Below are 14,654 nucleotides of genomic sequence, written 5' to 3'. Positions count from 1 at the left end.
TCTTATTCCCTTAGCTCTTCGGACGCTTGGCGCCGTACTTGGAACGGGCCTGGCGGCGCTTGGCAACGCCGGCGGCGTCGAGCGAACCGCGCACGGTGTGGTAACGCACGCCCGGCAGGTCCTTGACGCGACCGCCGCGGATCAGCACCACCGAGTGCTCCTGCAGGTTATGCCCTTCGCCACCGATGTAGCTGATGACTTCTTCCTGGTTGGTCAGGCGCACCTTGGCCACCTTGCGCAGCGCCGAGTTCGGCTTCTTGGGCGTGGTGGTGTAGACGCGCGTGCAGACGCCGCGGCGCTGCGGACAGTTGTCGAGTGCCGGCGAGGCGCTCTTGTAGGTCGTCGCCTGCCGCGGCTTGCGGACCAGCTGGTTGATCGTTGCCATCTTTGGATTCTTTGGATGAAGGCCGTGACGCCGGGCCTTTTGCGTGAAAACGACGGCAGGCCGTAGATGCGGCCTGCCGAGACAGGAGAGTATAGCTGGCAGCGGAATTTGTCGTCAACCGACGAAATCCTCACCACCGTCTGGCCGGTCCCGGGCCGGGATACGGGGCACATCCTGCGCCCCCTTCCGCTTGGTCAGGCCGGCCCCGCTTGGGGCCGGCCCGTCTTGCTGCTTACTGCTCGGTGCTGCTTTCCGACTCGGCCTCGCCACCTTCGGCCACGGCCTCGGCGGTCACCGGCCCGGACAGGGCGGCCATCTCCGACTCGGTCAGGCCCGAGGCGTTGCGACGGCGCTGGCTGTGGTAGGTCAGACCGGTACCGGCCGGGATCAGACGGCCGACGATCACGTTCTCCTTCAGACCGCGCAGGCTGTCACGGGTGCCGCGCACGGCCGCCTCGGTCAGCACGCGGGTGGTCTCCTGGAAGGAGGCCGCGGAGATGAACGACTCGGTCGCCAGCGAGGCCTTGGTGATGCCCAGCAGGACCGGCTCGTACTGCGCCGGCAGCTCGTTGCGGGCCACCAGCCTGGCGTTCTCCTCGATCACGCGCTGCTTCTCGACCTGCTCGCCGGCCAGGAACTTGCTGTTGCCCGCATCGGTGATCTCCACCTTGCGCAGCATCTGGCGGGTGATCACCTCGATGTGCTTGTCGTTGATCTTCACGCCCTGCAGGCGGTAGACGTCCTGGATTTCCTTGACCAGGTACGCGGCCAGCGGCTCGACACCCAGCAGGCGCAGGATGTCCTGCGGGCTCGGCTCGCCGTCCACGATGGTCTCGCCCTTGGCCACGTGCTCGCCTTCGAACACGATGATCTGGCGGAACTTGGGAATCAGCTCCTCGTGCTCGTTGCCGTCGGTGTCCTTGATGATCAGGCGCTGCTTGCCCTTGGTGTCCTTGCCGAAGCTGATCACGCCCGAACGCTCGGCCAGGATCGCCGGATCCTTCGGCTTGCGCGCCTCGAACAGGTCGGCCACGCGCGGCAGACCACCGGTGATGTCGCGGGTCTTGGACGCTTCCTGCGGCACCTTGGTGACCACGTCGCCCACGCCGACGGCGGCGCCGTCCTGCAGGTTGACCACCGAACGCGGCGGCAGCAGGTACTGGGCCGGCATGTCGGTGCCCGGGATCGACAGATCCTTGCCGTCCTTGTCGACGATGCGCACCAGCGGACGCAGATCCTTGCCCTGCGAGCCGCGACGCTTGGGATCGGTGATCTCGCGCGAGGCCAGACCGGTCAGTTCGTCGGTCTTCTCGATGACGGTGATGCCGTCGACGAAGTCCACGAAGCGCACGAAACCGGCCACTTCCGACACGATCGGGTGGTTATGCGGATCCCAGTTGGCCACGGTCTGGCCGGCCTTGACCGCATCGCCGTCCTTGACGGTGATGGTGGCGCCGTACGGCAGCTTGTAGCGCTCGCGCTCGCGGCCGTGGGCGTCCAGCACCGACAGTTCGCCCGAACGCGACACCGCCACCAGCGAACCGTTGGCGTGCTCGACCGACTTGAGGTTGTTGAACTTCACCGAGCCGGTGGTCTTGACCGTGATGTTGTCCACCGCGGCGGCACGCGAAGCGGCACCACCGATGTGGAACGTACGCATGGTCAGCTGCGTGCCGGGCTCGCCGATCGACTGGGCGGCGATGACGCCGACCGCTTCGCCGATGTTGACGATGTGGCCACGGGCCAGGTCGCGGCCGTAGCAGTGCGAGCACACGCCGAAGTCCGAGGTGCAGGTGATGGTCGAGCGGACCTTCACCATCTGCACGCCGGCGTCTTCCAGCTTCTGCACCCAGGCTTCGTCCAGCAGCGTGTTGCGGGTGACGATCGGATCCTCGTCGTTGCCCGGCAGGAACACGTCCTCGGCCACGATGCGGCCCAGCACGCGGTCCTTCAGCGGCTCGACCACGTCGCCGCCTTCCACGATCGGGGTCATGGTCAGGCCGTCGGTGGTGCCGCAGTCGACCTCGGTGATCACCACGTCCTGCGCCACGTCGACCAGGCGACGGGTCAGGTAACCGGAGTTGGCGGTCTTCAGCGCGGTATCGGCCAGACCCTTGCGGGCGCCGTGGGTGGAGTTGAAGTACTCCTGCACGTTCAGGCCTTCGCGGAAGTTCGCCTTGATGGGCGTCTCGATGATCGAGCCATCGGGACGCGCCATCAGGCCGCGCATGCCGGCCAGCTGGCGGATCTGCGCCTGGCTACCACGCGCGCCGGAGTCGGCCATGATGTACAGCGAGTTCATCGACTTCTCGTTGATGGTCTCGCCCTTGGCGTTGAGCACCTTGTCGGTACCGATGGTGTCCATCATCGCCTTGGCGATGCGCTCGTTGGTGCGCGACCAGATGTCCACGACCTTGTTGTAGCGCTCGCCGGCGGTGACCAGACCGGACTGGTACTGCTCCTGGATCTCGAGCACTTCCTGCTCGGCCTCGCCCAGGATGCCCTTCTTCTCGTCCGGGATGACCATGTCGTCGATGCCGATCGACACGCCCGCGCGGGTGGCGTAGGCGAAGCCGGTGTACATCAGCTTGTCGGCGAACACGACCGTGTCCTTCAGACCCAGCTGGCGGTAGCTGGAGTTGATCAGACGCGAGATGTTCTTCTTGGTCAGGTCGGTGTTGGCCAGCGCGAACGGCAGGCCGTCGGGCAGGATCTCGGCCAGCAGCGCGCGCCCGACCGTGGTGTCCACGATCGAGGTCTTCTTCTCGCGGCTGCCGTCCTCGGCGATCACCGTCTCGGTGATGCGCACCTTGACCTTGGCGTGCAGTTCGACCACGCGGTTGTCGTAGGCGCGCTTGACCTCGGCGATGTTGGCGAAGGCCATGCCCTCGCCCGCCTTGTTCTCCAGGGCGCGGGTCATGTAGTACAGACCCAGCACCACGTCCTGCGAGGGCACGATGATCGGCTCGCCGTTGGCCGGCGAGAGGATGTTGTTGGACGACATCATCAGCGCGCGCGCTTCCAGCTGGGCTTCCAGCGAGAGCGGCACGTGCACGGCCATCTGGTCACCGTCGAAGTCGGCGTTGAACGCGGTGCAGACCAGCGGGTGCAACTGGATGGCCTTGCCCTCGATCAGCACCGGCTCGAACGCCTGGATGCCCAGGCGGTGCAGGGTCGGGGCGCGGTTCAGCAGCACCGGGTGCTCGCGGATGACTTCTTCCAGGATGTCCCAGACTTCGCCTTCCTCGCGCTCGACCAGCTTCTTGGCGGCCTTGATCGTGGTGGCCAGGCCGCGACGCTGCAGCTTGGCGAACACGAACGGCTTGAACAGCTCCAGCGCCATCTTCTTGGGCAGGCCGCACTGGTGCAGCTTGAGGTACGGGCCGACCACGATGACCGAACGGCCCGAGTAGTCCACGCGCTTGCCGAGCAGGTTCTGGCGGAACCGGCCCTGCTTGCCCTTGATCATGTCGGCCAGCGACTTCAGCGGACGCTTGTTGGTGCCGGTGATGGCGCGGCCGCGACGGCCGTTGTCCATCAGCGCGTCGACCGATTCCTGCAGCATGCGCTTTTCGTTGCGCACGATGATGTCCGGGGCGTTGAGCTCCAGCAGGCGGCGCAGACGGTTGTTGCGGTTGATGACGCGGCGGTACAGATCGTTGAGATCGGAGGTCGCGAAGCGGCCACCGTCCAGCGGCACCAGCGGGCGCAGATCCGGCGGCAGCACCGGCAGCACGGTCATGACCATCCACTCCGGACGGTTGCCGGACTCCAGGAAGGCCTCGACCAGCTTGATGCGCTTGGTCAGACGCTTGAGCTTGGTCTCCGAACCGGTGCTGGCGATTTCCTCGCGCAGCTTGACCATCTCGGCCTGCAGGTCGATGTGGCGCAGCAGTTCGAACACGGCCTCGGCGCCCATGGCGGCGTCGAAGTCGTCGCCGTGCTCCTGGCGCGCGGTCAGGTACTGCTCTTCGGTCAGCAGTTGGCGGCTTTCCAGCGGGGTCAGGCCCGGCTCGGTCACCACGTAGGCTTCGAAGTACAGCACGCGCTCGATGTCGCGCAGGGTCATGTCCAGCATCAGGCCGATGCGCGAGGGCAGCGACTTGAGGAACCAGATGTGCGCGACCGGCGAGGCCAGGTCGATGTGGCCCATGCGCTCGCGGCGCACCTTGGCCAGGGTCACCTCGGTGCCGCACTTCTCGCAGACCACGCCGCGGTGCTTCATGCGCTTGTACTTGCCGCACAGGCACTCGTAGTCCTTGATCGGTCCGAAGATGGCGGCGCAGAACAGGCCGTCACGCTCGGGCTTGAAGGTACGGTAGTTGATGGTTTCCGGCTTCTTCACTTCGCCGAAGGACCACGAGCGGATCAGATCCGGCGAGGCCAGCGCGATCTTGATCGCGTCGAAGTCCAGGGTCTGGCGCTGCTGGTTGAAGAGGTTGAGCAGGTCTTTCATGAGTTTCTCCGGGATTCGGAATTCGAGATTGGGGATTCGTCAGAGCGAGGATCCGGGAGCGTGGGAGCGGCTTGTGCCACTCCCCGATCCCGAATCTCCAATCCCGAACCTCAGTTGTCTTCCAGCTCCATGTTGATGGCCAGCGAGCGGATTTCCTTCACCAAGACGTTGAAGGACTCCGGCATGCCCGCGACCATCTCGTGTTCGCCATCGACGATGTTCTTGTACATCTGGTTGCGGCCCTGCACGTCGTCGGACTTGACGGTCAGCATTTCCTGCAGGGTGTGCGCCGCGCCGTAGGCTTCCAGCGCCCAGACTTCCATTTCGCCGAAGCGCTGGCCGCCGAACTGCGCCTTGCCGCCCAGCGGCTGCTGGGTGACCAGCGAGTACGGGCCGGTGGAACGGGCGTGCATCTTGTCGTCGACCAGGTGGTTCAGCTTCAGGTAGTGCATGTAGCCGACCGTGGTCTTGCGATCGAACGCCTCGCCGGTGCGGCCGTCGTACAGCTGCATCTGCGTCTTGCTGGCGTTGAAGCCGAGCAGTTCGGTTTCCGCATCGCCGTCCGGATAGGCCAGGTTGAGCATCTCGCGCAGCTCGTCCTCGTGGGCGCCGTCGAACACCGGGGTGGCCATCGGCACGCCGTCGGTGAGGTTCTGCGCCAGGCCGATCAGCTCCTCATCGCTGAACTGGTCCAGGTCCACACGATCACCGGCCAGGGCCTTGTCGTGGTTGTAGACCTTGGCCAGGAACGCGCGCAGCTCGCTGACCGCGCGCTGCTGCTCCAGCATCGTCTGGATGCGCTTGCCCAGGCCCTTGGCGGCCCAGCCCAGGTGCACCTCGAGGATCTGGCCGATGTTCATGCGCGAAGGCACGCCCAGCGGGTTCAGCACGATGTCCACGGTCTGGCCATTGGCCATGTACGGCATGTCCTCGACCGGCACCACGTTGGAGACCACGCCCTTGTTGCCGTGACGGCCGGCCATCTTGTCGCCCGGCTGGATGCGGCGCTTCACGGCCAGGAACACCTTGACCATCTTCAGCACGCCCGGCGCGAGATCGTCGCCCTGGGTGATCTTGCCGCGCTTGTCGGCGAAGCGACGCTCGAACTCCTTCTCGTGCGCCTGGACCTGCTTCTGCGCACGCTCGATGGCGTCGGCCGCGTCGTCATCCTTCATGCGGATGGCGAACCAATCGGCCTTCTTCAGGCCGTCCAGGTAGGCGTCGGTGATGGTGTCGCCCTTCTTCAGGCCGGCACCGCCGTTGGCCACCTTGCCGACCAGCTGCGAGCGCAGGCGGGCGAAGATCGCGTTCTCCAGGATGCGGAACTGGTCGTCGAAGTCCTTCTTGACGCGCTTGATCTCGGAATCCTCGATCTGGCGCGCGCGCTTGTCCTTCTCGATGCCGTCGCGGGTGAATACCTGCACGTCGATGACCACGCCGTCCATGCCCGGGGGCACGCGCAGCGAGCTGTCCTTCACGTCGGAAGCCTTCTCGCCGAAGATCGCGCGCAGCAGCTTCTCTTCCGGGGTCAGCTGGCTCTCGCCCTTCGGCGTGACCTTGCCCACCAGGATGTCGCCGGCGCGCACTTCGGCGCCGATGTACACCACGCCGGACTCGTCGAGGCGGTTCAGCGCGCTCTCCGAGACGTTGGGGATGTCGGCCGAGATTTCCTCCGGCCCCAGCTTGGTGTCGCGCGCCTGGACGGTCAGTTCCTCGATGTGGATCGTGGTGTAGCGATCCTCTTCCACCACGCGCTCGGAGAGCAGGATGGAGTCTTCGAAGTTGTAGCCGTTCCACGGCATGAACGCGATCAGCATGTTCTGGCCCAGGGCCAGTTCGCCGATGTCGGTGGACGGACCGTCGGCCAGCACGTCGCCGCGCGCCACCACGTCGCCCACGTTCACCAGCGGACGCTGGTTGATGCAGGTGTTCTGGTTGGAGCGGGTGTACTTGATCAGGTTGTAGATATCCACGCCGGCATCGTGCTCGCCGGAGATCTCGTCCTCGTTGATCTTGACCACGATGCGGGCCGCGTCGATCTGCACCACTTCACCGCCGCGACGGGCATTGACCGTCACGCCCGAGTCGCGCGCCACGGCGCGCTCGATGCCGGTGCCGACCAGCGGCTTCTGCGCACGCAGCGTCGGCACGGCCTGGCGCTGCATGTTGGCGCCCATCAGCGCGCGGTTGGCGTCGTCGTGTTCCAGGAACGGCACCAGCGCCGCGGCGATGGAGACGGTCTGCATGGGCGAGACGTCCATGAAGTCCACGTCCGACGGCGGCTTGAGCAGCGACTCGCCCTGGTAGCGGCACGGCACGAACTGCTCGGTCAGCTGGTTCTTGGCATCGCTGAGCGCGTTGGCCTGGGCGATGACGTACTCGTTCTCCTCGATCGCCGACAGGTACTCGATCTCGTCGGTGATGCGGCCGTCCACGACCTTGCGGTACGGCGTCTCGAGGAAGCCGTAGGCGTTGGTGCGGGCATACACCGCCAGCGAGTTGATCAGGCCGATGTTCGGGCCTTCCGGCGTCTCGATGGTGCAGACGCGGCCGTAGTGGGTCGGGTGCACGTCGCGCACTTCGAAGCCGGCGCGCTCGCGGGTCAGGCCGCCCGGGCCCAGGGCCGAGACGCGACGCTTGTGCGTGACTTCCGACAGCGGGTTGTTCTGGTCCATGAACTGGGACAGCTGCGAGGAGCCGAAGAACTCCTTGATCGCGGCGGCCACCGGCTTGGCGTTGATCAGCTCCTGCGGGGTCAGGCCTTCGGACTCGGCCATCGACAGGCGCTCCTTGACCGCGCGCTCGACGCGGACCAGGCCCACGCGGAACACGTTCTCGGCCATTTCGCCGACCGAACGCACGCGACGGTTGCCCAGGTGGTCGATGTCGTCGACCACGCCACGGCCGTTGCGGATCTCGGTCAGGACCGAGATCACGTCCAGGATGTCCGAGCTCTGGCCATTGGTGGCGACCAGGCGCTTGGATTCCTCGTCGTTGCGCACGCTGAAGTACTTGTGGTCGTACAGCACCGACTCACCGGTGGTTTCCTTGCGGCCCACGCGGCGGTTGAACTTCATGCGGCCCACGGCCGACAGGTCGTAGCGCTCGAAGGTGAAGAACAGGTTGTGGAACAGGTTCTGCGCGGCGTCCTTGGTCGGCGGCTCGCCCGGACGCATCATGCGGTAGATCTCGACCAGGGCCTCGAGCTGGGTCTTGGTCGGGTCGATGCGCAGGGTGTTGGACAGGTACGGGCCACGATCCAGATCGTTCACCCACAGCGTGCCCACCACCTCGACGCCGGCCTTGCGGAACGCGGCCAGCTGGTCGTCGGTGATCTCGTCGTTGGCGTTGGCCAGCAGCTCGCCGGTCGAGGCATCGACCACGTCGTGCGAGAGGATGCGGCCCACCAGGTACTCGTCGGGCACGGCCAGCGCGGCGATGCCGGAGGCTTCCAGCTGCTTGACGTGGCGCGCGGTGATGCGCTTGCCGGCCTCGACGATGACCTTGTCGCCATCGGCCAAGTCGAAGTTCAGCGTCTCGCCGCGCAGGCGCTCGGGCACCAGCTCCAGCTGCACGCCTTCGCTCGGGTCGATGTGGAAGGTGTTGATCTCGAAGAAGTGGTTGAGCATCTCCTCGTTGGAGTAGCCCAGCGCACGCAGCAGGATCGACACCGGCAGCTTGCGGCGACGGTCAATACGGGTGAACAGCGCGTCCTTCGGGTCGAACTCGAAGTCCAGCCAGGAGCCGCGGTAAGGAATGATGCGGGCGCTGTAAAGCAGCTTGCCCGAGCTGTGGGTCTTGCCGCGGTCGTGGTCGAAGAACACGCCCGGCGAGCGGTGCAGCTGGGAGACGATGACGCGCTCGGTGCCGTTGACGATGAAGGTGCCGTTGTCGGTCATGAGCGGGATCTCGCCCAGATAGACCTCCTGCTCCTTCACGTACTTGATGGCCTTGGTCGAGGACTCGCGGTCGTAGATGACCAGGCGCACGGTCACGCGCAGCGGGGCGCCGTAGCTCATGCCACGCTGGCGGCATTCACGCTCGTCGAAGGCCGGCTCGCCCAGCTTGTAGCCGACGTATTCCAGCGCGGCGTTGCCGGAGTAGCTGGAGATCGGGAACACGGACTTGAGCGCGGCGTGCAGGCCACGGTCCTCGCGCTTGGCGGCGTCAACGTGCTCCTGCAGGAACTCGCGGTAGGAATCGACCTGGATGGCGAGCAGGAACGGGACCTCGAGGATCGACCGCTGCTTGCCGAAGTCCTTGCGGATGCGCTTCTTTTCAGTGAACGAGTATGTCGTCGACATGGGACATTGCCTCTGGCATCGGGGGGCCACGCGTCCGCGACCCCTGGGGAACATTCTTTCGAATGGGAAGAACTGTCAGTTGGAAGTCGCTGGTATTGCCGGCACCAGCACGCCATCTCCCGCTACTTCCAACTACCAACTCGTGGATTTTCTCGCCGCGGTGCGGCGGACAACGAACGGCGTTGTTTGCTACGACTTGCGTGTTGCGGACTGCTTTTTCAACAACGACCGAAGGCCAGGGGCTTTCGCCCCCGGCCTTTGGGTGTCGCCGATGGAACTAGGCGACGAATTGCAATTACTTCACTTCGACGGTCGCGCCAGCGGCCTCGAGGTCCTTCTTCATCTTCTCGGCATCTTCCTTCGACACGCCTTCCTTCAGGACGCCGCCGGCCTCGGTGAGGTCCTTGGCTTCCTTCAGGCCCAGGCCGGTGATGGCGCGGACGGCCTTGATGACGTCGACCTTCTTGGCGCCGGCGTCCTTCAGGATGATGTTGAACTCGGTCTGCTCTTCGACGGCGGCGGCCGGGCCAGCGGCGGCGGCAACGGCAACCGGGGCGGCGGCGGAGACGCCAAACTTGTCTTCGATCGCCTTGACCAGCTCCATGATCTCCATGAGGGTCTTTTCAGCGATGGCGTCGACGATCTGCTCGGTGGACAGGGACATTGTGTTTACCTTCGGTCAAATTTCTGGAATGGGATACGGGAATCAGGCCGTTTCAGCCGGGGCTTCCGCCTCGGCCGGCGCTGCATCGCCACCGCCCTGCTGCTCGGCCACGGCCTTGATGGCGCGGGCGAACATCGTGACGGGTTCGGCCAGGACGCGGGCCAGCATGGCCAGGGCCTGATCGCGGGTCGGCAGCGAAGCCAGGACGTCGACGTGGCTGGCCGGATACAGCTGGCCGCCCACGGCCACAACCTTGGGCTGCAGCTTGTCGTTGGACTTGGCGAATTCCTTGATCAGGCGACCGGCAGCGCCGGGCTCCTCGGTCGAGAACGCGTACAGCAGCGGTCCGACCAGCGAGTCCTTGGCGCACTCGTATTCGGTACCTTCCACAGCACGGGCGGCCAAGGTGTTCTTGACCACGCGCAGGTACACGCCGGACTCGCGCGCCTGCTTGCGCATCGCGGTCATCTGGGAGACCGTGGTGCCTGCGTACTCGGCGGCGATCAAGGAGTGCGCCTTGGCGGCGACGTCTGCCAGCTCGGCGACAACTTCTTGCTTCTGGGACAGATTGAGAGCCATTAATCACTCCTCATTGTGAACTCCGCTCACGGCTCCTGCCGCTTGCGGTCCAGGGCAGCGTCCGTCCTGGACGCCGGGGACGCCTTCGCGTCCCACTGGTGGCCTTATCAACTGGCCTGCGCGAAGCAAGACCAGAAACCGATGAAGGCGGCACCATCTGCGCGGGCTGGCACAAGGCCAATCAAGCAGTCCCGCTAGCGCCGACGCCGAATCCTTGCCAGGACCGAGCTTCCCTGCCCGTCGTCGGAGCGCGCTGACCGCACCTGCGGTCTTTGACGGCTTTCTGCGGCTCGCACCGCAGATCGCCCCCAAACGCGGGAACACATGGAGGGGATCGAGAGACGAGTGGCCGGCGCTGTTGCTCTGCCTTGACTCGTCGCCCTGCCCCGCTACGCGCTCCCGTCTTTCTTACTTCAGGTTCAGCGAGGACTGGTCCACGGTCACGCCGGGGCCCATGGTCGAGCTGATCGAGATCTTCTGCAGGTACTGGCCCTTGGCGGTCGAGGGCTTGGCCTTGACCAGGTCGGCCAGCAGGGCCTGCAGATTGTTCTTCAGGGCTTCGTCCTCGAAGGAGGCCTTGCCGATGGTGCAGTGGATGATGCCGGCCTTGTCGGTGCGGTAGCGCACCTGACCCGACTTGGCGTTCTTCACCGCTTCGGCCGGGTTCGGCGAGACGGTGCCGACCTTCGGGTTCGGCATCAGGCCGCGCGGGCCCAGGACCTGACCCAGCTTACCGACCACGCGCATCGCGTCCGGCGTGGCGATGACCACGTCGTAGTTCAGATCGCCGGCCTGCATCTTCTCGGCCAGGTCGTCCATGCCGACCGCTTCGGCGCCGGCGGCCAGGGCCTCGTCAGCCTTGGCACCGGCCGGGGCGAACACCGCCACGCGCACGGCCTTGCCGGTACCGGCCGGCAGCACGGTCGAACCGCGCACCTGCTGGTCGGACTTCTTGGCATCCACGCCCAGACGCACGGCCACGTCGATGGACTCGACGAACTTGGCCTTGGCGGCAGTCTTGAGGATGTTCACGGCCTCTTCGAAGGCGTACGCCTTGCCCGGGGTCACGGCGGCCAGGATGGCCTTCTGTCGCTTGTTCATTGCCATGTCTTCAGCCCTCGACCGTCAGACCCATGGAACGGGCCGAGCCCGCAATCGTGCGCACCGCTGCGTCCAGATCGGCCGCGGTCAGATCGGGTTCCTTCGCCTTGGCGATGTCCTCGAGCTGCTTGCGGGTGACCTTGCCCACCTTCTCGGTGTTGGGGCGCTTGGAGCCGGACTGGATGCCCACCGCCTTCTTCAGCAGCACCGAAGCCGGGGTCGACTTGGTCACGAAGGTGAAGGTACGGTCCGAGTAGGCCGTGATGATGACCGGGGTCGGCAGACCCGGCTCGAGCTTGGAGGTCGCCGCGTTGAACGCCTTGCAGAACTCCATGATGTTCAGACCGCGCTGACCCAGCGCAGGACCGACCGGCGGCGAGGGATTGGCCTGGCCGGCCTTCACCTGCAGCTTGATGTAACCGACAACTTTCTTTGCCATTTCAATGCTCTCCGGGTGCTAGCGCCTAGGATCAGGCTCCCCATCGGATCGGGAAAATCACGCGTCCCGACATCGCGTATGCGTTCGCGACAAAGGCCGCCAACGAGGGCGGCCATTGCGGTTGCCCGGCTGACCGGACAAGGGAGCCGCGCACTATAGCAGGTTTTGGGCCGTCCGGCGCAAGCGGCGCCGGCGGCGGGGGCTCAGGCCTTCTCGACCTGGCCGAATTCCAGCTCCACCGGGGTGGAGCGGCCGAAGATGAGCACGGCCACGCGCAGGCGGCTCTTCTCGTAGTTGACTTCCTCGACCACGCCGTTGAAGTCGTTGAACGGGCCGTCGACCACGCGCACCATCTCGCCCGGCTCGAACAGCACCTTCGGACGCGGCTTCTCGACGCCTTCCTGAACACGGTCCAGGATTGCGGCAGCCTCTTCGTCACGGATCGGCAGCGGACGGTCGGCGGTGCCGCCGATGAAGCCCAGGACCTTGCTGGTGTCCTTCACCAGGTGCCAGGACTCGTTGTCCATGCGCGGGATGCCGGCTTCGTCGTGGGTCTCGATCTGGACCAACACGTAGCCGGGGAAGAACTTGCGCTCGGACCGACGCTTCTGGCCCGACCGCATCTCCACCACTTCCTCGGTGGGCACCAGCACGTCGCCAAAGCGATCTTCCATGCCGTCGCGCACGATCCGATCGCGCAGCGCCTGTGCCACGGACTTCTCAAAGCCTGAATAGGCGTGTACCACGTACCAACGCTTCACTGTGGAAATCTCCTCAACGACCCATCGTGAACAGTTTTTCGACCAGCCACTGAATGCCGAAGTCGAAGCCAGCCAGGATCAGGCTGAGGATCACCACCACCACCATCACCACCCAGGTCATGCGCAGCGACTCCTGACGGGTCGGCCACACCACCTTGCGCAGCTCGAAGCGCGACTCGGACAGGAATTCCAGGGTGTCCTTGCCCTTGGCCGTGGCCACAAACACCGCGGCGCCGGCGACCAGGCCGACGATCACGATCAGCGCGCGCAGCCGGGGTCGCCCACTGGCCGGCAGACCACCACCACACCACCAGGCCGGCAACGACCAGTGCCCCGGCCGCCACGTACTTGGCGATATCGCCCGCGGACGTGGTCGGCGCCTTGGATGGTTGGATCTTGCTGTTCATTCGGGTTGGATGTGCCGCCTTGCACTGCACCGCCTGCGAAGGCGGGACGATCTGGACAGTGGCACGCCAGGAGGGACTCGAACCCCCAACCTGCGGTTTTGGAGACCGCTGCTCTGCCAATTGAGCTACTGGCGTATGAACTGTAAAGGCACCGGCGAACCGCAAGACTCGCCCGTGCCGATGCGTGGACTCCCGCGGGTGCGGGACTGATTACTGGCGCCGGATCCCGCTTTCACGGGTCGATGTCGCTGTGTCGCGGACCGCTGGATCCCCGCTTTCGCGGGGATGACGTTCCGGCGAAGGCGCCCGCGCTTGCGCGCGAGCGCGCCGTCACGTCACTTGATGATCTTAGCCACCACGCCGGCGCCGACGGTACGGCCACCCTCGCGGATCGCGAAGCGCAAGCCTTCGTCCATCGCCACCGGGTTGATCAGCGTGACCTTCATCTTCACGTTGTCGCCCGGCATCACCATCTCGGTACCTTCCGGCAGCTCGATCGCACCGGTGATGTCGGTGGTGCGGAAGTAGAACTGCGGACGGTAGCCCTTGAAGAACGGCGTGTGACGGCCACCCTCATCCTTGGACAGCACGTACACCTCGGCCTCGAACTCGGTGTGCGGGGTGATCGAACCCGGCTTGGCCAGCACCTGGCCGCGCTCCACGTCGTCACGCTTGGTGCCGCGCAGCAGCAGGCCCGCGTTGTCGCCCGCCTGGCCCTGGTCCAGCAGCTTGCGGAACATTTCCACGCCGGTCACGGTCGTCTTCTGGGTCGGGCGGATACCGACGATCTCGATTTCCTCGCCCACCTTGATCACGCCGCGCTCGATACGGCCGGTCACCACGGTGCCGCGGCCCGAGATCGAGAACACGTCTTCCACCGGCATCAGGAACGCCTTGTCGACGTCACGCTCCGGGGTCGGGATCCAGGTGTCCAGCGCCTCGACCAGCTTCAGGATCGCCGGCACGCCGATCTCCGACTGGTCGCCTTCCAGCGCCAGACGGGCCGAACCGTGGATGATCGGGGTGTCGTCGCCCGGGAACTCGTACTTGCTCAGCAGCTCGCGGACTTCCATCTCCACCAGCTCCAGCAGCTCGGCGTCGTCCACCATGTCGGCCTTGTTCAGGAACACGACGATGTACGGCACGCCCACCTGGCGCGAGAGCAGGATGTGCTCGCGGGTCTGCGGCATCGGGCCGTCAGCGGCCGAGCACACCAGGATCGCACCGTCCATCTGGGCGGCGCCGGTGATCATGTTCTTCACGTAGTCGGCGTGGCCCGGGCAGTCCACGTGCGCGTAGTGGCGGCTCGGCGATTCGTATTCCACGTGCGCCGTGGAGATCGTGATGCCGCGCGCCTTCTCTTCCGGCGCCGCGTCGATCGCGTCGTAGGCCTTGAACTCGCCACCGAAACGCTCCGCGCCCACCTTGGTCAGCGCCGCCGTCAGCGTCGTCTTGCCATGGTCAACGTGACCAATCGTGCCCACGTTCACGTGCGGCTTGGTGCGCTCGAACTTACCCTTTGCCATGGCTGCTTCTTCTCGGATCGTTAGATAAGAGG

General features: G+C 65.5%; 9 protein-coding genes, 1 tRNA gene and 1 pseudogene. All 11 read right to left on the bottom strand.

The window, feature by feature from the left end:
* Positions 1-10: 10 nt before the first annotated feature.
* The 11 genes and pseudogenes from rpsL to tuf all read right to left on the bottom strand — a co-directional run bounded on the left by rpsL (position 11) and on the right by tuf (position 14,622).
* Positions 11-385, bottom strand: a complete 375-nt coding sequence (rpsL, locus tag QE438_RS00930; protein WP_130515957.1) for a 30S ribosomal protein S12 — start codon at positions 383-385, stop codon at positions 11-13.
* A gap of 232 nt (positions 386-617) precedes the next feature.
* Positions 618-4,841, bottom strand: a complete 4,224-nt coding sequence (gene rpoC, locus QE438_RS00925) for a DNA-directed RNA polymerase subunit beta' (RefSeq protein WP_130528942.1) — start codon at positions 4,839-4,841, stop codon at positions 618-620.
* A gap of 110 nt (positions 4,842-4,951) precedes the next feature.
* Positions 4,952-9,145: a DNA-directed RNA polymerase subunit beta gene (gene rpoB, locus QE438_RS00920; protein WP_130515953.1), complete on the bottom strand. Its 4,194-nt coding sequence runs from the start codon at positions 9,143-9,145 to the stop codon at positions 4,952-4,954.
* 295 nt (positions 9,146-9,440) lie between these two features.
* Positions 9,441-9,809, bottom strand: coding sequence for a 50S ribosomal protein L7/L12 (rplL, locus tag QE438_RS00915; RefSeq protein ID WP_130515951.1), 369 nt, complete (start codon positions 9,807-9,809; stop codon positions 9,441-9,443).
* Positions 9,810-9,851: 42 nt separating this feature from the next.
* Positions 9,852-10,388 (bottom strand): 50S ribosomal protein L10, encoded by a 537-nt coding sequence (gene rplJ, locus QE438_RS00910; protein WP_130515950.1) that lies wholly within the window; start codon positions 10,386-10,388, stop codon positions 9,852-9,854.
* Positions 10,389-10,796: 408 nt separating this feature from the next.
* A complete protein-coding gene (rplA, locus tag QE438_RS00905; RefSeq protein WP_130515948.1) occupies positions 10,797-11,495 on the bottom strand; it encodes a 50S ribosomal protein L1 in 699 nt (232 codons plus the stop codon).
* 4 nt (positions 11,496-11,499) lie between these two features.
* The gene (gene rplK, locus QE438_RS00900) at positions 11,500-11,928 is read right to left on the bottom strand and encodes a 50S ribosomal protein L11 (RefSeq protein ID WP_130515946.1); all 429 of its coding nucleotides are present in this window, start codon (positions 11,926-11,928) and stop codon (positions 11,500-11,502) included.
* A gap of 203 nt (positions 11,929-12,131) precedes the next feature.
* Positions 12,132-12,689 (bottom strand): transcription termination/antitermination protein NusG, encoded by a 558-nt coding sequence (gene nusG, locus QE438_RS00895; RefSeq protein WP_130515943.1) that lies wholly within the window; start codon positions 12,687-12,689, stop codon positions 12,132-12,134.
* 13 nt (positions 12,690-12,702) lie between these two features.
* A pseudogene (secE, locus tag QE438_RS00890) lies at positions 12,703-13,096 on the bottom strand (preprotein translocase subunit SecE).
* A 59-nt stretch (positions 13,097-13,155) separates the two neighbouring features.
* Positions 13,156-13,231 (bottom strand) — tRNA-Trp (locus tag QE438_RS00885).
* Between the two features lie 200 nt (positions 13,232-13,431).
* On the bottom strand, positions 13,432-14,622 hold the full coding sequence (gene tuf / locus QE438_RS00880; RefSeq protein ID WP_130515940.1) for an elongation factor Tu: 1,191 nt from the start codon (positions 14,620-14,622) through the stop codon (positions 13,432-13,434).
* Positions 14,623-14,654 lie beyond the last annotated feature (32 nt).

The organism is Pseudoxanthomonas sp. SORGH_AS_0997 (assembly GCF_031453535.1).
GTDB lineage: Bacteria > Pseudomonadota > Gammaproteobacteria > Xanthomonadales > Xanthomonadaceae > Pseudoxanthomonas_A > Pseudoxanthomonas_A winnipegensis.
This window is presented reverse-complemented; position numbering and strand designations above follow the sequence as displayed.

Excerpts from the sequence above, each read along its gene's own strand:
- rpsL (WP_130515957.1), bottom strand. The coding sequence starts at position 385 with ATGGCAACGATCAACCAGCTGGTCCGCAAGCCGCGGCAGGCGACGACC.
- rpoC (WP_130528942.1), bottom strand. The coding sequence starts at position 4,841 with ATGAAAGACCTGCTCAACCTCTTCAACCAGCAGCGCCAGACCCTGGAC.
- rpoB (WP_130515953.1), bottom strand. The coding sequence starts at position 9,145 with ATGTCGACGACATACTCGTTCACTGAAAAGAAGCGCATCCGCAAGGAC.
- rplL (WP_130515951.1), bottom strand. The coding sequence starts at position 9,809 with ATGTCCCTGTCCACCGAGCAGATCGTCGACGCCATCGCTGAAAAGACC.
- rplJ (WP_130515950.1), bottom strand. The coding sequence starts at position 10,388 with ATGGCTCTCAATCTGTCCCAGAAGCAAGAAGTTGTCGCCGAGCTGGCA.
- rplA (WP_130515948.1), bottom strand. The coding sequence starts at position 11,495 with ATGGCAATGAACAAGCGACAGAAGGCCATCCTGGCCGCCGTGACCCCG.
- rplK (WP_130515946.1), bottom strand. The coding sequence starts at position 11,928 with ATGGCAAAGAAAGTTGTCGGTTACATCAAGCTGCAGGTGAAGGCCGGC.
- tuf (WP_130515940.1), bottom strand. The coding sequence starts at position 14,622 with ATGGCAAAGGGTAAGTTCGAGCGCACCAAGCCGCACGTGAACGTGGGC.